Annotated in this window: 15 protein-coding genes; 6 read left to right on the plus strand and 9 right to left on the minus strand. The window is 70.9% G+C overall.

The features are described from left to right. Positions 1-18 precede the first annotated feature (18 nt). Positions 19-2,412, minus strand: coding sequence for an arylsulfatase (locus OVA21_RS11875; RefSeq protein WP_268092449.1), 2,394 nt, complete (start codon positions 2,410-2,412; stop codon positions 19-21). After that, positions 2,409-3,308, minus strand: coding sequence for a TauD/TfdA dioxygenase family protein (locus OVA21_RS11880; protein WP_096906947.1), 900 nt, complete (start codon positions 3,306-3,308; stop codon positions 2,409-2,411). The genes OVA21_RS11875 and OVA21_RS11880 overlap by 4 nt, the downstream gene beginning before the upstream one ends. Before the next feature lie 113 nt (positions 3,309-3,421). Between OVA21_RS11880 and OVA21_RS11885 the strand changes: the two genes are divergently transcribed. Together OVA21_RS11885 and OVA21_RS11890 are read left to right on the plus strand one after the other, a co-directional pair. Next, positions 3,422-4,006: a TetR/AcrR family transcriptional regulator gene (locus tag OVA21_RS11885; RefSeq protein ID WP_067716469.1), complete on the plus strand. Its 585-nt coding sequence runs from the start codon at positions 3,422-3,424 to the stop codon at positions 4,004-4,006. Beyond that, positions 4,003-4,971: a formylglycine-generating enzyme family protein gene (locus tag OVA21_RS11890; protein WP_326493470.1), complete on the plus strand. Its 969-nt coding sequence runs from the start codon at positions 4,003-4,005 to the stop codon at positions 4,969-4,971. Before OVA21_RS11885 ends, OVA21_RS11890 begins: the two co-directional genes overlap by 4 nt. On the opposite strand, the gene OVA21_RS11895 is transcribed toward OVA21_RS11890, so the two are convergent. From OVA21_RS11895 to OVA21_RS11905, 3 genes are all read right to left on the minus strand, one after another. Beyond that, positions 4,927-5,631, minus strand: a complete 705-nt coding sequence (locus tag OVA21_RS11895; RefSeq protein WP_067716442.1) for a TetR/AcrR family transcriptional regulator — start codon at positions 5,629-5,631, stop codon at positions 4,927-4,929. The genes OVA21_RS11890 and OVA21_RS11895 overlap by 45 nt on opposite strands. A 68-nt stretch (positions 5,632-5,699) precedes the next feature. Beyond that, complete coding sequence (locus OVA21_RS11900; RefSeq protein ID WP_067716439.1) at positions 5,700-6,623, minus strand: ABC transporter permease; 924 nt, start codon at positions 6,621-6,623, stop codon at positions 5,700-5,702. Next, on the minus strand, positions 6,616-7,734 hold the full coding sequence (locus tag OVA21_RS11905; RefSeq protein ID WP_067716436.1) for an ABC transporter permease: 1,119 nt from the start codon (positions 7,732-7,734) through the stop codon (positions 6,616-6,618). Before OVA21_RS11905 ends, OVA21_RS11900 begins: the two co-directional genes overlap by 8 nt. A gap of 267 nt (positions 7,735-8,001) precedes the next feature. Between OVA21_RS11905 and OVA21_RS11910 the strand changes: the two genes are divergently transcribed. The 4 genes from OVA21_RS11910 to OVA21_RS11925 all read left to right on the plus strand — a co-directional run bounded on the left by OVA21_RS11910 (position 8,002) and on the right by OVA21_RS11925 (position 13,390). Then, positions 8,002-8,970, plus strand: a complete 969-nt coding sequence (locus tag OVA21_RS11910; RefSeq protein WP_067716433.1) for an ABC transporter ATP-binding protein — start codon at positions 8,002-8,004, stop codon at positions 8,968-8,970. Then, positions 8,967-10,034 carry an ABC transporter ATP-binding protein gene (locus OVA21_RS11915; RefSeq protein ID WP_268092450.1) on the plus strand — a complete coding sequence of 356 codons (1,068 nt, stop codon included), beginning with the start codon at positions 8,967-8,969 and terminating at the stop codon, positions 10,032-10,034. The genes OVA21_RS11910 and OVA21_RS11915 overlap by 4 nt, the downstream gene beginning before the upstream one ends. Beyond that, complete coding sequence (locus OVA21_RS11920; protein ID WP_268092451.1) at positions 10,031-11,635, plus strand: ABC transporter substrate-binding protein; 1,605 nt, start codon at positions 10,031-10,033, stop codon at positions 11,633-11,635. Before OVA21_RS11915 ends, OVA21_RS11920 begins: the two co-directional genes overlap by 4 nt. Positions 11,636-11,788: 153 nt before the next feature. After that, positions 11,789-13,390 (plus strand): ABC transporter substrate-binding protein, encoded by a 1,602-nt coding sequence (locus tag OVA21_RS11925; protein ID WP_268092452.1) that lies wholly within the window; start codon positions 11,789-11,791, stop codon positions 13,388-13,390. A gap of 488 nt (positions 13,391-13,878) precedes the next feature. Here the strand turns inward: OVA21_RS11925 and OVA21_RS11930 are convergent, their stop codons facing one another. The 4 genes from OVA21_RS11930 to OVA21_RS11945 form a co-directional block, all read right to left on the minus strand. After that, positions 13,879-15,312, minus strand: a complete 1,434-nt coding sequence (locus tag OVA21_RS11930) for an amidase (protein ID WP_268092453.1) — start codon at positions 15,310-15,312, stop codon at positions 13,879-13,881. A gap of 78 nt (positions 15,313-15,390) precedes the next feature. Then, a complete protein-coding gene (locus OVA21_RS11935) occupies positions 15,391-16,230 on the minus strand; it encodes an SDR family NAD(P)-dependent oxidoreductase (protein WP_268092454.1) in 840 nt (279 codons plus the stop codon). A gap of 40 nt (positions 16,231-16,270) precedes the next feature. After that, the gene (locus OVA21_RS11940; protein ID WP_268092455.1) at positions 16,271-16,999 is read right to left on the minus strand and encodes a sulfite exporter TauE/SafE family protein; all 729 of its coding nucleotides are present in this window, start codon (positions 16,997-16,999) and stop codon (positions 16,271-16,273) included. Between the two features lie 37 nt (positions 17,000-17,036). Next, positions 17,037-17,513: a nuclear transport factor 2 family protein gene (locus OVA21_RS11945; protein WP_096906942.1), complete on the minus strand. Its 477-nt coding sequence runs from the start codon at positions 17,511-17,513 to the stop codon at positions 17,037-17,039. Positions 17,514-17,549: the final 36 nt, after the last annotated feature.

Consider the following 17,549-nt stretch of genomic DNA (forward strand, 5'->3'; position numbering starts at 1 on the left):
ACCGGTCCGTCGCCGAGGTCAGTGGGTGGCCAGTTCGATCTCGTCCCGTCGCGCCTGCGGGAGTTCACTGCCGCGACCGAGATCCACCTGCACGTGGTGGAGCGTGGCGCCGCGGACCGGGAACGATCCCTCGTACGCGGTGCTCACCGCGCTCCCCCGACTGCGCCCGATGTCGAGGGTCTCGTTCATGCTGAACATCGCGGGCGCCGTCACGGCGATCCGCCCGTGCCCCACCTGCTCACCGTCGACGAGCAGGCGCAGGTCCGCGCCCGCCGCGATCCCTCCGTCGTAGGCGAACTCGAGCTCGACGGTGCGCGCACCCGCGGCGAGCGGTTCGCTGCCGGCTGCCCGGCCGTGGTGGCGACCGAAGAAGTTGTACTCGAAGACGGGCACCCCGTCGACGATGTACAGCGTCATGCCTCCGAAGCGGCCACCCAGGCTGAGCAGCACACCCTCGCAGGACCCCGCCGCGGGGGAATCGCCGCCGTGGACCTCCAGCGACGCCGTGAGCCGGAACGCACGGTTGAGCAGCTTGGGCGCGGCCTTCTCGTTGAGCCCGTCCATGTGCGGGTACAGGGTGATCGACGAGCGGCCGCCCATGGGGTGGGGTGAGCGGTTGTCGACGCCGGCCTGGCGTCCCACGGTGCTGTCGTCCAGCGGCAGCACGTCGTACCGCGCGGCCTCGGCGATGAACTTCATCGTCAACCGCTCGAGGATCTCGGGGTGCTCGGCGGCCAGGTCACGGGACTGCGACCAGTCCGCGCGGGTGTCGTAGAGCTCCCATGTACTGTCCGCCAGCGGCGTGAGGTCGACGCCGGAGGTGGCCATCAGCCAGGGCGCCCGTTGCGCGGTCACGGCGGTCCACCCGTGGTCGTAGATCCCGCGGTTGCCGAAGATCTCGAAGTACTGGGTGGTGTGCCGGTCCGCGGCGTCGGGCTGGTCGAAGGTGTAGGTCATGCCCATACCCTCGAGGGGCTTCTGCGCCACACCGTCCACGGTGTGCGGCATCGGCAGACCCGCGGCCTCGAGGATGGTGGGGGCGATGTCCACGCAGTGGTGCCACTGGTGGCGCAACCTGCCCGGCTCGGCGATCCGGCCCGGCCAGTGCGCGACGAGGGCGTTCCGGGTCCCGCCGTAGTGGGAGGCGACCTGTTTGGCCCACTGGTAGGGGGTGTTCAGCGCCAGCGCCCAGGACGACGGGAAGTGCGGGTACGAGTCGGGGCCGCCGAGATCGTCCCACTTGGCCAGCAGTTCCTCGGTGGTCGAGGGCAGCCCGTTGAGTCCGGCGAGGTAGTTGAACGCGCCCAGCCGGCCGCCCTCCGTGGAGGCGCCGTTGTCCCCGACCATGTACAGGACCAGGGTGTTCTCCAGCGCACCCGTCGAGTCGAGATGGTCGATGAGTCGCCCGACCTGGTCATCGGTGTGCTCGAGGAACCCGGCGTACAGCTCCATGAGTCGGGCGGCGACCTTCTTCTCGTCGTCGTCGAGCTCGTCCCAGTGCGGCAGACCGGGCGCCCACGGTCCGAGCTCGGTGTCCTCGGGGACCACTCCCAGTTCCTTCTGGCGCGCCAGGGTCCGCTCGCGCAGGGCGTCCCAGCCGTCGTCGAACTCGCCGGCGTACCGGTCACGGTAGGACTCGGGGACGTGCAGCGGCGCGTGGACCGCGCCCAGCGGCAGGTAACAGAACCACGGCATGTCGGGGGCCACGGTGGAGACGTTCTCGACCCACTGGACGGCGTGGTCCACCAGGTCCTCGGTGAGGTGGTATCCCTCCTCCGGCGTCCGGGGCGGGTCCACCTGCCGACGCCCGTCGTAGAGGACCGGGGTGAAGTGGTCCGCCTCGGCGCCCAGGAACCCGTAGAAGGTGTCGAACCCCTCCTCGGTGGGCCAGCGGTCGAACGGCCCGGCGGCCGTGGTCTCCCACGGCGGGGTCTGGTGCATCTTGCCGAACGCGCCGGTGGCGTACCCGTTGCCGCGCAGCACCCGGGCGATGGTGGCCGCGGAGTCGGGCCGCATGCCCGTGTATCCGGGTGCGCGGGTGCTCATCTCGGTGATCACGCCCATGCCGACGCTGTGGTGGTTGCGCCCGGTGAGGGTCGCGGCGCGGGTCGGCGAGCACAGCGCGGTGGTGTGGAACCGCGTGTACCCCGCCCCGTTGTGGTTGAGGCGCTCGATGGTCGGGGTGCGGCAGGGGCCCCCGAACGCCGAGGACGTGCCGAGCCCCACGTCGTCGAGCATCACCAGCAGGACGTTGGGCGCCCCCTGCGGTGGGCGGATCTGCTCGACGCCGGGGAACCCGTCCTGCTGGTCGCGGCGGTCCATCTCGGCGGGCACCCGACCGGCGAGCCGCCGCACGGGCAGGACGTGACGGTCGAGACCGGCCTCGGGGAACGCGTCGCCTGACGGGCTCATGCCGGCACGTCCCCGACGATGGCGACGCGCTCCATGACCCGACGATGGGGGAAGTAGTCACTGCACGCGTAGTGCTGGGTGGCCCGGTTGTCCCAGAACGCCACCGTGCCCGGGGCCCAACGCAGGCGTGCCTGGAAGTCGGGCATCTTGACCTGGTCGAGCAGGCGCCGCAACAACTCCCTGCCCTCGACCGGGTCCATGCCGTCGATACCGGTGGTGAACAGGCTGTTGACGAACAGGAGTCTGCGGCCGGTCTCGGGGTGCGTGCGGACCACCGGATGGTGCTGCGGCGGGTAGCGCTTCTGCATCTCGGCGAGCTTGTCGGGGGACATGCTCCGGCCGAACGACGGCGTGAAGTCGTGTGTGGCCGTCAGCCCGTCGATCCGCTCCTTGATCTCGTCCGGCAGCGCGTCGTAGGCGTTGCCCATGTCCGACCACAGGGTGTCGCCGCCGGCATCGGGGACCCGGATCGCCCGCAGCACCGAGCCCATGGGGGGCCGGTCCTGCCAGGTGACGTCCACGTGCCAGATGTTCTCCATGCCCGGGTTGTCCTGTCCGCGGTCGAACCTCACGACCTCGGGGATCTCCCCCTGGTCGAGGAGCGGGTGGACCTCCAGGTCGCCCCAGTGGGCGGCGAAGTCGCGGTGCTGGTGGGCGGTGACGTGCTGTTGGTCCCGGAAGAAGAGCACCTTCCTCTCGAGCAGCGCGGTCCTGAGTTCGGAGATCTGCTCGGGTGACGGGGCGGCGAGGTCGACGCCCTCGATGTCCGCTCCGATGAACGGGGTGACGGGCCGCACGCCGATGTGGTGGTAGGTGGCGGGCGGGGCATCGTCGGCCGTCAGCCGCATCCGCTTGGGGCCGAACTCGATGTCGTGATCGCCGATCGTGACCTGCATGGGGGTTCCTTCCGTGGCCGGTGGGCCTGATCGAGGGGACGACGCGCGAGGCGTAGACATCTGTCTACAGCGTGCTCAACCGTGACTGTAGACGATCGTCTACAGTGGCGTCCATGGATCTCCCCGAATCGGATCGCCCCGTCGGACGAGACGCAGTACGCCGCGCCGTTCTCGGCACCGCCCGCCGGATCTTCGCGGCCCGCGGGCCACGGGCGCCCCTGCGCCTGGTGGCCGAGGCCGCGGGGGTGAACCTCGGCCTCATCCACCGACACATCGGGAACAAGGACGACCTGCTGTCGGCGGTGCTCGAGGACGGCCTGCGGCACGGCACCGCCCGGGTGGGAGACCACGACGATGCCGGCCGGGCCGTCCACTCCATGCTCACCGGAGCCGTCGACAACCCGGATTTCAGCCGCCTCCTGGTGTGGCTTGCCCTGGATCCGGGCGCCGTGTCGCGGCCGCTGATCGACGCCTCGGTCCGGCCCGCCGGCGCGGTGTCCCGCATGACCGATCCCCCGCCGGCCGGCGAACTGCACCTCGCGCTCGCCCTCACGGTGATCTATGCCTGGCCGGTTCTGCGCGAGCAGATCCTCGACGTCCTGGACGTCGCAGCCGCCGACCGTGAGGACGTCGACACGCGGATGGCGGAACTCCTGTCCGAGGTGGTCACGGGCCGGGGAGCCGGGGAAGGACGATGACGACGACGAGGGCCTGCTGCGCACCGGGCGCCCCGCCCCCTCCCGACGGGCCGAACCTGCGGGGCCCGCGGTCCCCGGGCCGTGGAGCCGACCGTCCCCGCCGGCAGGTCCTGATTCCCGGCGGGACGTCGGTGATGGGCGACCACTTCGACGAGGGGTACCCCGACGACGGGGAGCTACCCCTGCACGAGGTGAGCCTGCGCTCGTTCCGGATGGACGAGTGCGCCGTAACCAACGCCCAGTTCGCCAGGTTCTGCAAGGACACCGGGTACGTGACCGACGCGGAGGACCTCGGCGTCTCGCCGGTGTTCCATCTCGCCGTGGAGGCCGACCCGGCCGACGTCCTCCACCACCTGGATTCCACGCCGTGGTGGGTGGCCGTGCGGGGAGCCGACTGGCGCCACCCCGGCGGGCGCCGGTCCTCGATCACCGCTGTGCAGAACCACCCGGTCGTGCACGTGTCCTGGAACGACGCGACGGCCTACTGCGAATGGGCGGGGGCCCGCCTGCCCACCGAGGCGGAGTGGGAGTACGCGGCACGGGGCGGCCTCGCCGGGGCCCGCTTCCCGTGGGGCGACGAGCTGACCCCGCGTGGTCGGTGGGGTCTCAATGTGTGGCAGGGACGGTTCCCCTCCCACAACACGCTCGACGACGGCCACCTGACGACCGCCCCGGTACGCGCGTTCCGGCCGAACAGATACGGCCTGCACCAGATGGTCGGCAACGTGTGGGAATGGTGCGCCGACGTGTTCGACCCCGGCTACTACGCGGTCTCGCCCCGAGAGGATCCCCGCGGTCCGCGCCCCGACGGGAGCCCGGGCGACGAGACGTGGCGCGTGATGCGGGGAGGTTCCTACCTGTGCCACGAGTCGTACTGCCACCGATACCGGGTGGCGGCCCGATCCGCGAACACCGCCGGTTCAGCTACTGCCAACCTCGGCTTCCGGTGCGTCCGCGACGTGTGACTCCCCTGGTCCGACCCCTGCACGCAGCGCGGCCTCGACCATGTCGTAGAGATGGGCGACGACCTTGTCGAAGTCGGCGTTGACCACGGCGTTCCGGGCGTCCCGACGGTCCTCGTAAACGGCCAGTGCACCGGTGAACATCTGGGTGGCCAGGTCGATACGTTCGAACGCCACCCGCCGCGGCAGGTGGGAGAGCACATCGATGAGGCGCACCACCACGTCGTCGGTCGCGGTGCGCAACTGCGCCTCCGGGATCCCGGGGGCCATGACAGGTCCGACCCGCTGCAGGAACCGTGCGTAATAGGTGGACTCGGGCTGGGACCGGAGCAGCTCGACGATCGGCTCGAACAGCACCCGCACGAGAGCCGCGAGGTCGGTGCCCAGGCCCTGCTCGTCGATCTCCGCCAACCGCTGCCGGCGATCGACGTCGAGGGCGGTCAGCCGGCGCCGCAGCACCTGCAGGATGAGACCGTCGCGGCTGCCGAAGTGGTACTGCACCGCGGAGTTGTTGCGTTGCCCGGCGGCGGTGGCGACGTCGCGCATCGAGACACGGTCCAGACCGCGCTCGCTGATCAGTTGCTCGGCGATCTCGAGCATCGCCGTCTTGGCGTCCCTCGCCTGGGCGGCCCCCTCGACCGAGGGTTCATTCGTCGGGTCCATCGGGCCCCTTCCTCCGCCTTGATTGAACAGTGCCCATACCGCCGCTGGACCGGGCCGGTCGGCGTCGATCAGATCTTGGCCGCTCCGGGGCTCCACTTGCGGCCGGCGGCCTCGCCCAGCTGGTTGAAGCTCAACACCGTGAGGAACAGGACGATGGCGGGAATCCCCACCAGTCCGGGGTACCTCTCGAAATCGGACTGACCGGCGCTGATCATGTTGCCCCACGTCGGTTCGGGCCGAGGAATGCTCAGTCCCAGGTAGCTCAGCGAGGCCTCCGCGACGATCAGCACCGCCACGAGCATGAAACTGTAGGACAGCACCGGCGCCACGATGTTGGGGGCCACCTCGCGCAGCATGATGCGGGTCTCTCCGGCACCGAGCGACCGGGCGGCGGTGACGAACTCGCGGCCGGCGAAGCTCATCGCGTTGGCGCGGACGAGCCGTGCGTACGACGGCACCACCATGATCCCCAGCGCCAGGGTGACGTTGAGCAGGGTCGGGTCGAGGACCGTGACGATCGCGATGAGCAGGATGAGCGACGGGAACGCCAGCAGGACGTCGCTGATGATGGAGACGATCCGGTCGGCCCAGCCGCCCTTGTAGCCGGCCACCAGGCCCAGCGCGCCGCCGATGAGGGCGCCGATGACGACACCGCCGATGCCCACCACGATGGAGACCCGGGCGCCGTAGAGCAGGCCGCCGAGGATGTCGAGGCCCTGACGGTCGGTGCCCAGGGGATGCGCCGTGAGCAGATCCGGCGGCAGCAGGGACCGGGTCGTCAGCGCGAACTGCGGGTCGCGCGCCTCGGCCAGCGGCAGGAAGTCGACGATCAACGCGCCGAGAACGATGAGGGCGGTCCACCCGAGGGCGAGCAGGGTGCCGACCGCGGAGAGCTTCGGCAGGCGCAGCTTGCGCCGGGCGGGCGCCTCCGCGGCGATGGTCGCGGTCGCGGTCGAGGCGACGGTGGAACGGGTGGGGTCGTTGTCAGCCACGGCGGATCCTCGGGTCGATGAGTGCATAGGTGACGTCGACGGTCATGTTGACCACGACGTAGAAGACGGCGATGACGATCACGCCGCCGAGCACCACGGGCAGATTATCGTTCTGGACGGCGTCGACGATCATGCTGCCCATACCGGGCAGGTTGAACAGCCGCTCGACGACCACCGTCCCGCCGATGAGGCGACCGAGGCTGATGCCGGCGAGGGTGATGATCGAGACCGTCGACGGCCGCAGGGCCTCCTTGACCAGGACGTGGCCGGTCGGCATGCCCTTCGCGCGCGAGGACAGGACGAAGTCCTGTTGCAGGGTCGAGATCATGTCGGTCCGCAGGACGCGGGTGAAGATCGCGACCTCCATCAGCGCGAGGGTGAGCGCGGGCAGCATGATGCTGCGCAGGTTCTCCCCCAGCCCCTCGGCCAGCGGCGCGTAGCCCTGGCGGGGGAACTCGGGCAGGAACAGCGCGATCACGGCGATCACCCCACCCACCGCGAGACCGGCGATGAGGGACCGGCCCCAGGTGACGCCGGGTGCCCCGCGCCCGCCCCGACGGCCCAGCGGCGACAGCGTCACCACCAGCCCGATCACGACCGCCGCGCCGAGGATGAGCTGCTGCGCGAAGGAGTGGTTGAACACCAGCAGGTAGATCAGCAGCAGCCCGGCCACGAAGCTGGGCACCGAGATGAACGCGAACGACACGACCGAGGCGACCTGGTCGAACACCCCACCACGGCGGTAGGCCGACCACACCGCCACCGGGACCGCGATCGCCAGCGACAGGATGATCGACAGGAACGCCAGCTGGATGGTGACCGGCAGCGCGTTGCCGATCATCTCGGTGACCGGCTGGTTGGGCGGGATGAGCGAGTTGCCCAGGTCGGCCGAGGCCATACTGCCGACCCATTCCGCGAACCGGGTGGTGACCGGGTCGTCGAGACCCAGCTCCTCCCGGGCTGCCTGGTATTGCTCCGCGGTCGCGCCCGGCCCCACGGCGGATGCCGCGGAGTCGCCGGGAACGGCCTCCATCAGGAAGAACGCGCCGATGGTCGCGAGTACGACGACGACGACCGCGTGCAGAGCGCGTTCGCCAATGAACCTGAGCACGTGGGGAGACCCCTTCGTTTGAGTCACCGCCTGAGGCGGCTTCTTAATCACCTTGACGTGGAGACCCTATGCCGTGATACTCATCACAGCAACACGTTCTAAGCAGTTGTCTTAGATCCCCGTCCGAGACACCAACCCCAGGAGGCAGCCATCGCCGCCGCAGCACCCAGCGGACACGGGCCTTCGGACCCCGACCTGCTGCTCGAGGTCCGGGACCTGCGCACCCACATCGACACCCCCGACGGTCGCATCACGCCCGTCGACGGGGTGAACATCTCCCTGCGCCGGGGCGAGACGATCGGCATCGTGGGCGAGTCCGGCTCGGGCAAGTCGATGCTCGTGCGGTCGATCATGGGCATCGCGCCAACCACCGCCCGCGTCGATCAGGGCTCCACGGTCCGCTTCGACGGCCGGGACGTCCTGTCCCTGTCCCAGCGCGAGGCGCAGAAGTTCTGGGGCCGCGAGATCGCCATGGTGTTCCAGGACCCGTTGACCTCGCTCAACCCGATCCGGACCATCGGGCGCCAGATCACCGACCCGCTGCGCCACCACCTGGGACTGAGCCGCCGCGAGGCCACCGACCACGCGGTCGAACTGCTGACCCGGGTGCGCATCCCCTCACCGCGCGCCCGGCTTTCCGAGTACCCGCACCAGCTCTCCGGCGGCATGCGCCAGCGGGTCGGCATCGCGATCGCCCTGTCCTGCTCGCCCAAGCTCCTCATCGCCGACGAGCCCACGACCGCGCTCGACGTGACGGTGCAGCACGAGATCCTCGACCTGCTGCACGGGCTGCAGGCCGATTCGGACATGGCGATGATCCTCGTCAGCCACGACCTCGCGGTGGTCTCGCAGCACACCGACAGGATCGGGGTCATGTACGCCGGACGGTTCCTCGAGGTGGGCGACACCCGGGCCCTGCTCGACGAGCCCGCACACCCGTACACCGGGGCGCTGCTGGACTCGATCCCGCGTCCCGACCTGCCGCCGCACACCCGGCTCACCGTGATCGAGGGTCGCCCGCCGAACCTGCGGGAGATGCCCGCCGGCTGCCGGTTCGCACCCCGCTGCCCGCGTGTGGCCGACGACTGCCTCGCCGTGGATCCGCCGCTCGAGGACCTGGCGACGGCACCCGACGTGACACCGCGGTTCGCCGCCCCCATCGCTGAAATCCACCGCGCCGCGTGCCATCACCCGCTCGTCCCCGCCACTTCCAGCACCACCAGCGAGGCATCATGACCGTCCCCTCCCCCCACCTCACCGGTTCGGCCGAGCCGGACGCCGCGGGCCCTCCGGCCGATGCCGACGTCGTCGTCGACGAGCACGGGGCCGACAAACTCGTCGTCGACCACGTGACCGTCGAGTACCACACCCGCAAGGGCACGGTCCACGCCGTCTCGGACGTCTCCCTCACGGTCCCCCGCGGCTCCACACTGGCCCTGGTCGGCGAGTCCGGCTGTGGAAAGTCCAGCCTCGGCCGGGCGATGCTGCAGCTGCCCCGCCCGAACTCCGGGCGCGTGATGGTCGACGACACGGACCTGTGCTCGCTGTCCGGAGCGGCCCTGACCCGGGCCCGCAAGATGATCCAGATGGTGTTCCAGGACCCCATCTCCTCTCTCAACCCGCGCCGTAAGGTGCGCGACATCGTCGCCGAGGGCCTGGAGATCCAGGGCGTCGACGGTGGACGCGAGGAGATCCGGCGCCGCGTCGACTCCGCCCTCGAGGCCGTCGGACTCGACCCCGAGCACGCCGGCGGCCGCCGCCCGTCGGAGTTCTCCGGCGGGCAGTGCCAGCGCATCGCCCTGGCCCGCGCACTCGTCCTGGAGCCCGAGGTGCTGGTGTGCGACGAGCCGGTCTCGGCCCTCGACGTCTCCGTGCAGGCACAGATCCTCAACCTCCTCGAGGAGATGAAGGAGCGCTACCGCCTGACGATGATCTTCATCTCCCACGACCTGTCGGTGGTGCACAACATCGCCGACCGCGTGGCGGTGATGTACCTCGGCACCGTCTGCGAGGTCGCCGACACCGAGTCGCTGTACCGGGCCCCGGCCCACCCGTACACGATGCTCCTCATCTCGTCCGCGCCCACGCTCGGCGGCACGCTCGCCGACACGCTCGGCGAGGACTCCATCACCGCGACCAGCTCCGAGCTGCCCTCGCCCCTGAACCCCCCATCCGGATGCAGATTCCGAACCCGGTGCCCACTGGCCACCGACATCTGCGCCACCGAACGCCCCCCGTTGGTCGACATCGCACCCGGCCACCAGGTCGCGTGCCACCACCCACTCCAGGAGAATCGATGAAGCGCACCACCAGCGCCATGGCCGTCCTCGCGGCCGCCGCCCTGACCCTGTCCGCCTGCGGCGGCGGGGAAGAGTCCACCTCCGCCTCCGGCGGCGCCGAGGGCCAGGCCCCCGACCAGTCCGAGCGGTGCACCGAGGACCGGGCCGGCGGCGAGATCACCGTGGGCGAGTTCTCCATGCTCCCGTCCTTCGCGCCCGGCCAGGGCCAGTACGGTGTCCGCGGCGGCGCGCAGTCGGCGGCCGTCTACGACCGGCTCATGGTGTGGAACCCCGAGGCCGAGGAGTTCGAGCCCAAGCTCGCCGAGTCCCTCGAGGCCAACGACGACAACACCGTGTGGACCCTCACCCTGCGTGATGGCGTCACCTTCTCCAACGGCGACCCGCTCACCGCGGAGGACGTCGCGTTCACCGTCGGCCTGCACAAGGACCCCGCCACCCGGTCGGTCGCGATGACCGACGCGATGGAGATCTCTGAGACCCGCGTGGTCGACCCGCTCACCGTCGAGTTCACGCTCGCCCGGCCGTGGGCCGGTTTCCCAGTCGCGCTCGCCGGCACCATCGGTGAGGTCATCCCCCAGAAGGCCTACGAGGCCGCCGACCCGCAGGACTGGGCCCGCAATCCGATCGGCGCCGGCGCGTTCACGGTCGCCAACTACATCCCCGACCAGGAGACCGTCCTCGAGCCCAACCCCGACTACTACGGCGGCCCCGTCTGCCCCACCCTGAAGTTCATCCGCATCCCCGGCTCCCAGGGCACCTACGACGCGTTCCAGACCGACGAGCTCCAGGTCGCCTTCCTGCGCGGCGCCAAGTTCCTGAACATGGCCACGTCCGATGACGTCCGCGGCTTCGAGGAGATCATCGGCTCCGGCTCGGTCATCAACATGAACTCCGGCAAGGCCGGCTACGACGGCATCCTCACCGATGTCCGCGCCCGCCAGGCCGTCGCCGCCGCCATGGACCGCGACCTGTGGAACCAGCGACTGTACGACGGCGAGGGTCAGCCGACCTCCGCCTTGGTCGCCGAGTCCTCCCGCCTGTTCGACGGCCAGGAGGGCCCGACGTACGACGTCGAGCGTGCGAAGGCGCTCGTGGAGGAGCTCAAGGCCGACCGCCCCGACTGGGACGGCTCCCTGCGGATGCTCATCTCCGACGGCCCCGAGAACATCGAGGCCGGCGTGGTCGCCAAGGCGCTGCTGGACGCGGCCGGGTTCAACGTCCAGATCGAGAACGCCCCGGTCTCCCAGGTCACCGCGCGTCAGTTCACCGGCGACTACGAGATCGTGATCGGCGGCCTGGCCACCTCGGACGCCGACCCGGCGTCCACGTTCGCCAGCGCGTTCACCCCGACCGGCGCGACCAACCTCACGGGCATCGACGACCCCGAGCTCACCGCCGCGGTCAACGAGCTCAAGGCCGCCGCGGACCTCGACGCCCAGAAGGAGGCGATGACCCGACTGCAGGAGGTCTTCAACGAGGTGCAGCCGTTCACCGTGATGGCCAACGCCGAGCAGTACGTGGCCGTCTCCGACACGGTCGGCGGACTCACCCCGACCCTGTCCTCGACCGTCCTGTACGACGGGGCGTTCGTGAAGGAGTGATCACTCCCCCGCGGTCCTGACGGGCCGCGCCCGAACCACACAGACGTGCCCCGGGCTCCCGCCCACCGGTGAGAGCCCGGGGCATCTCTGTGCCGGAAACACCTATGAGCGGTGAGCCGACCGGCCCGCCGCCCCTCACGATCAGGAGAACAGATGACCCGCGCCACCAGCGCCCTGGCCGTCCTCGCCGCGACCACCCTCGCGCTCACCGCATGCGGAGGAGGCGGAGCCGATCCCACCGCCTCGGCCTCCGGCGCCACCGCCCCGGACCAGTCCGAGCGCTGCACCGCCGACCGCGTCGGCGGCACCATCACCATGGGCGAGTACGCGATGCTCCCCTCGTTCGCGCCCGGCCAGGGCCAGTTCGGTGTCCGCGGGGCCACCGAGTCCGCGGCCGTCTACGACCGCCTCATGCGGTGGAACCCCGAAGCCGCCGAGTTCGAGCCCAAGCTGGCCGAGTCGCTCGAGGCGAATGACGACAACACCGTGTGGACGCTCACGCTCCGCTACGGCGTCACCTTCTCCAACGGCGATCCGCTCACCGCCGAGGACGTCGCGTTCACGATCGACCTCCACAAGGACCCGAAGACCGTCTCCAACGCGATGACCGACGCGATGCAGGTGGAGCAGGCCCGCGTGGTGGACCCGCTGACCGTCGAGTTCACGCTGACCGAGCCGTGGGCCGGCTTCCCGATCCTGCTGGCCGGGACCGCGGGCGAGGTGATCCCCAAGGACGCCTACGAGGCCGCGGACCCCGCCCAGTGGGCCCGCAATCCGATCGGTGCCGGCGCGTTCACGGTCTCCGAGTACATCCCGGACCAGGAGCTGGTGCTGGAGCCCAACCCGGACTACTACGGCGGGCCCGTCTGCCCGACCCTCGAGTTCATCCGCATCCCCGGCTCCCAGGGCACCTACGAGGCGTTCCAGACCGGCGAGGTCCAGGTCGGGTTCCTGCGGGGCGCCAAGACCGTCACCGCCGCCCAGGACGCCGGCGACCGGGGCTTCGAGACCATCACCAGCGCCGGCTCCATCGTCAACCTCAACGCCGGTAACGCCGGATACGACGGCGTCCTCACCGACGAGCGGGCCCGTCAGGCGTTCGCCATGGCGCTCGACCGGGAGCTCATCGATCAGCGCCTCACCGGCGGTCTCGGCCAGCCCACGTCCGCCATCATCGCGGAGTCCTCACGCTTCTACGACGGGCAGCAGGGCCCCGAGTTCGACGTCGAGCAGGCCACCGCTCTCATCGACGAGGTCAAGGCCGACCGTCCGGACTGGAACGGCGAGCTCACCCTGCTCGTGGCGGACAGCCAGGAGAACATGGAGTCCGGCGTGGCGGTGAAGGCGCTGCTCGACGCGGCGGGCTTCAACGTCACCATCCAGAGCCAGCCGGTCGCGCAGGTCGTGGCCCGCCAGTTCACCGGCGACTACGAGGCCGTCATCGGCGGGCTGTCCCCCTCGGACGCCGACCCGGCCTCCACCTTCGCCAGCGCCATGACCCCCGGTGGCTCACTCAACATCCCGGGCGTCGACGACCCCGAGCTCACGAAGGCCGTGACCGCGTTCAAGGCCGCCGGCGACCTCGAGGCGCAGAAGGCCGCGGCGACCGACCTGCAGGAGGTCTACAACCGGGTCGTGCCGTTCGCCGTGATGGCCAATGCGCAGGAGTACGTGGTGGTCGACGACTCCGTCAAGGGCGTCTCGCCGAGCCTCTACTCCACGATGTTCTTCGACGGGGCGTTCGTCCAGGAGTAATCGCGCGGCCCGCCCGCCTCTCGAACGCAGACGGCCCCGGATCCCGGAGACATCTCCACGGGATCCGGGGCCGTCGGCTGTCCGGGGTGGGGCGAGGCGGGGTGGGGCGGGCGGGCCGGCGGGGCCGGGTGGGCCGGGCGGGCCGGGCGGGCCAGGCGGACAGCAGCCTCGCCGCTCACAGCCGCGCCGCTCACAGCCGCGCCCCAACGTGGCGTCTCGCGCGCACCGCGGGGTGGGCGAGACGCCACGGCCAGGAGCGGCTGGTGAGATCCCGTGCATTTCAGGGAGCGAGACGCCATGCCAGGGGGCGGCTGCGCCGAGATGGGAGCACTGCGGCGAACGCGAGAAGCCAACCCCGAGCGCGAGACGCCAGGCGCGGGAGCGGATGCCAAGCGTGCCGGGAGCCCAGGAGCCCGGGCGCCCAGGAACCCAGGAGCCCAGGAGGCCCGGACGCGGGCCAGCTCAGGCCCCTCGTCTGGCCGGGCCCGTCACCACCCGTCGTACCCCGGCGCCACGGTGGCCCACGGCGCGGCCGCCTCGAGCTGCCCCGACAGCCGCAGCAGCAGGTCCTCGCGGCCGTAGTCGGCGACCAGCTGCAGGCCCACGGGCAACCCGCGGGCGTCCGCGGCCAGCGGCAGGGAGATGGCCGGCTGCCCGGAGAGGTTGAACATGCTCGTGCACACCGAGAACGCCGAGGACCGCGTCCACATCGCCTCCGGGTCGGTCGGGTCCAGGAAGCCCAGCTCCGGGGTGGTGGAGGGCAGCGTCGGCAGCATCAGCACGTCCACGCCACCTGGCCCGAACAGTTCGGCCACGCGCCAGCCGGTCCGGGTGGCGGTCTGCAGGGCCCGCGCGACGTCGGGCGCGGAGTGGGTCATGGCGTTGTCGAGGATCACCCGGGTCCAGGGCTCGATGTCGTCGTCGTCGAGATCTCTTCCCAGCGCCGCGAGGCGCGCATCGATGGTCGCCCGCAGCTGGGCGCCCATGATGGCGCCGACGGCCGACATCCCCTCCAGCACGTCGACGTCCAACTCCACCTCGCGCACGTCGTGGCCGAGCCCGGCGAGCAGCTCGGCGGTGTGATCGACCGCGGCGCTGCAGGCGGGGTCGGTGGGGAACGGTCCGGGCGCGACGCGCAGCAGCCCGATGCGCAGGCGGCCGGGTTCCGCGCCGACCTCCTCGAGGAACGGGCGCGGCGGCGTGGGCGCACCGTAGGAGTCGCCGGGGCGGTGGCCGGCGACGGCGTCGAGCAGCGCGGCGCTGTCGCGGACGGTGGTGGTCAGGGCGTGGTGGTAGGACAGCGGCGACGAGAGGGCGTCGGGGTGCGGCCACGTCGGTACGCGCCCGCGGCTGGGCTTGAGGCCCACCAGGCCGCACATCGCGGCGGGAATGCGGATGGAGCCGCCGCCGTCGGTGCCGTGCGCGACCGGCACCATGCCCGAGGCGACGGCCGCCGCCGATCCGCCGCTCGACCCGCCCGTCGAGTACCCGGTGTCCCAGGGGTTGCGGCACGGGCCGTGCAGCAGCGACTCGGTGGTGGTGGACTTGCCCATCTCGGGCACGTTGGTCGTGCCGAGCACCACCATCCCGGCCGCCTTGTAGCGCTGTACGACGGTGCTGTCGACGGTCGCCACGACGTCGGCGAGCAGCCTGGAGCCGTCGGCGGCGGGCAGCCCGGCGACGTCGGTGCCGAGCGCCTTGATGACGATCGGTACCCCGCGCAGCGGGCCGTCGGGCAGTCCGGCCTCCACCTCGGCGCGCGCGGCGTCGAACCGGGTGCAGACCATCGCGTTGAGCTCGGGGTCGAGCCGCTCGATACGGGCGATCGCGGTCTCGAGCACCTCGGCGGCGCTGGTGGCACCGGCGCGGATGTCGGCGGCCAGGGCGAGCGCGTCGCGGGTCGGGGTGGGGGTGTCGGTCACGGGGTGGCCTCTCGTGGGCGTGGGGATGGTGGGACGACGGTGATGATGGTGACGACGACGGCGACGACGACGACGAGGTCAGCCCCAGCGGGACTGGCCGCCGTCCAACGGGATGGTCGCACCGCTCAGATACGAGGCCTCCGCCGAGCACAGCCAGGCGACGGGCCGGCCGATGTCGGCGAGGGGGTCGCCCACCCGGCCGGCGGGGATGCCTGCGACGAACTCGGCGGCCTCCTCCGGGTTGTTCTCCATCCACCAGTCGAGCCCGGGGCTGTGGGCGTGCGGGGCCACGTTGAGCGCGCGGATTCCCTCGGCGGCCCACTCGTAGGCGGCGGCGCGGGTGAGGGCGCGGACGGCCTCCTTGACCGCGGAGTAGATGCCGTAGTTGGCGGCGTCCCAGCGAACGGCCGCGGAGGTGACGAGGTTGATGACGGTGCCGCCCCCGCGCTTGGCCATCTCGGGGCGGGCGAGCTTCATCAGGGTCAGCGAGACGCGGGGGCCGCCCTCGAAGGCCTTGCGGAAGTCGTCGTCGGGGTAGTCCGACAGCGGCAGCGGCATCGCCATGTTGGCATTGTTGACGAGGATGTCCACACCGCCGAGGCGCTCTACGGCCGTGGCGATGATCTGTTCCGGCGCGCCGTCGGTGACGATGTCGGCGGCCAGACACTCGGCGGTGCCGCCGGCGGAGCGGATCTCCTCGGCGACGCGCTCGAGCTTGTGCATCCTGCGACCGACCAGCAGGACCGCCGCGCCGGATTCGGCGAGGCCGAGCGAGATGCCGCGGCCGACGCCCTGGCCTCCGCCCGTGACGATCGCGACCTTCCCGGCCAGCCGGTTGTCGCGGTCGGCTCCCGGCTGGGCGGTGGTGCCCGGCTGGGCGCCCGCCGCGGGCGTGGTCTGGGTGGGGTTCTCGGTCATGGGGTCCTCCGTGGTTGATCTGGATGTCGGCGAGCGGTGATCACGCCGTGACGATGGTGAGCAGGCCGGCGACCACCACGAGGGCGATCACGGCCGAGCGGAACACGTGGGTGGGCAGGCGTTGAGCGATCGCGATACCCAGCTGGTTGGCCGACACCCCGGCGACGGTGCACACCAGGAGAAGTGGTGCCAGGCCCGGCAGGTCGACGTCCGTGCCCGCCCACAACAGCGCCAGGGACACGATGCTGGTGACGACGAAGTAACCGGCGAGGTCGGCGATGAAGCTCAGTGGGGGCAGCCTGGCGCGGCTGAGCAGCAGCACCACGGGCGGCCCGTTGAGTGAGGTGGTGGTGGAGAAGTAGCCGCCGATAGCGCCTGTGACCGCGGTGAGCCGGGCCGACGGCGGGCGCGCCACGCGTGCGGTCGGAAGTGCCATTGCCAGCCCACACAGGATGGTGATGACCCCCGCCGCCGGTTTGAGGTGCTCTTCGGGCAGCATGCTCACGGTCTGCACGCCCAGCCAGGCACCCGGGAGGCTCGCCCCGCCGAGGATGGCGACGCGTCGCCACTCGATGTGCTGGCGGAGTTGGTAGGTGACGCCCACCCTCGTCACCAGCGCCACCACGAGATTGACCACGACCGTCTCGGTCAGGCCGATGCCCGCCATGAGCATGAACGGGGTCGCCATGAGCGACGTGCCGAATCCGGTCATCCCTCCTATGACCGAGGCCACTGCCACGCACACGGCCGCGACCCAGATCAACTCCATGACGGTCCGTCCGACCTCCTACCGGTGCCCGGTGCTGCTAGTCGGCGCTCGACGGTGCGAGGTGGTTGTCGTTGAGCTGGAAGCTGGGCACGTCCTTGAGGTTGATCATCGCCTCGTAGGTGCGCTTGTAGCCGGTCTTCGTGATCATCCAGCGCCCGTCGATGCGGGCGTAGGTGTCGGAGTAGAACGCACTGCCGAAGATCATCGTGTCGAAGGCGGGCACGATCACCCGGTCCTGCAGGTACCAGCGGCCGGTGGCGGTGTCGCCGTCGACCTCGATCTCCGGGTGGTGGGCCTGGTGCTCGGTGATGACGTCGTTCGTCATCTGACCCTGCAGTCCGGAGACCACCTCGTCGCGGCCGGTGTAGGACAGGCGCTTACCGTAGGACGCGGTGACGTCGGGCGCGAGCGTCTGGGCGAGCTCGTCCCACAGCCGCAGGTCGACGCAGCGGAGGTAGCGGTACTTGAGTGACTTGATGGCGTCGATGTCGTCGCGGCGGTCGGGAGTGCTCATCGCTGGCCTTTCGCAGAGGGTCGGGGCGCGCGTGTC

This window comes from Dietzia sp. SL131, assembly GCF_026672565.1.
Classification (GTDB): Bacteria; Actinomycetota; Actinomycetes; order Mycobacteriales; family Mycobacteriaceae; genus Dietzia; species Dietzia kunjamensis.

Bases quoted from the DNA above. Each gene is read 5' to 3' on its own strand.
- OVA21_RS11920 (WP_268092451.1), top strand. From the start codon at position 10,031: ATGAAGCGCACCACCAGCGCCATGGCCGTCCTCGCGGCCGCCGCCCTG.
- OVA21_RS11915 (WP_268092450.1), top strand. From the start codon at position 8,967: ATGACCGTCCCCTCCCCCCACCTCACCGGTTCGGCCGAGCCGGACGCC.
- OVA21_RS11890 (WP_326493470.1), top strand. From the start codon at position 4,003: ATGACGACGACGAGGGCCTGCTGCGCACCGGGCGCCCCGCCCCCTCCC.
- OVA21_RS11885 (WP_067716469.1), top strand. From the start codon at position 3,422: ATGGATCTCCCCGAATCGGATCGCCCCGTCGGACGAGACGCAGTACGC.
- OVA21_RS11875 (WP_268092449.1), bottom strand. From the start codon at position 2,412: ATGAGCCCGTCAGGCGACGCGTTCCCCGAGGCCGGTCTCGACCGTCAC.
- OVA21_RS11940 (WP_268092455.1), bottom strand. From the start codon at position 16,999: ATGGAGTTGATCTGGGTCGCGGCCGTGTGCGTGGCAGTGGCCTCGGTC.
- OVA21_RS11935 (WP_268092454.1), bottom strand. From the start codon at position 16,230: ATGACCGAGAACCCCACCCAGACCACGCCCGCGGCGGGCGCCCAGCCG.
- OVA21_RS11945 (WP_096906942.1), bottom strand. From the start codon at position 17,513: ATGAGCACTCCCGACCGCCGCGACGACATCGACGCCATCAAGTCACTC.
- OVA21_RS11895 (WP_067716442.1), bottom strand. From the start codon at position 5,631: ATGGACCCGACGAATGAACCCTCGGTCGAGGGGGCCGCCCAGGCGAGG.
- OVA21_RS11880 (WP_096906947.1), bottom strand. From the start codon at position 3,308: ATGCAGGTCACGATCGGCGATCACGACATCGAGTTCGGCCCCAAGCGG.
- OVA21_RS11925 (WP_268092452.1), top strand. From the start codon at position 11,789: ATGACCCGCGCCACCAGCGCCCTGGCCGTCCTCGCCGCGACCACCCTC.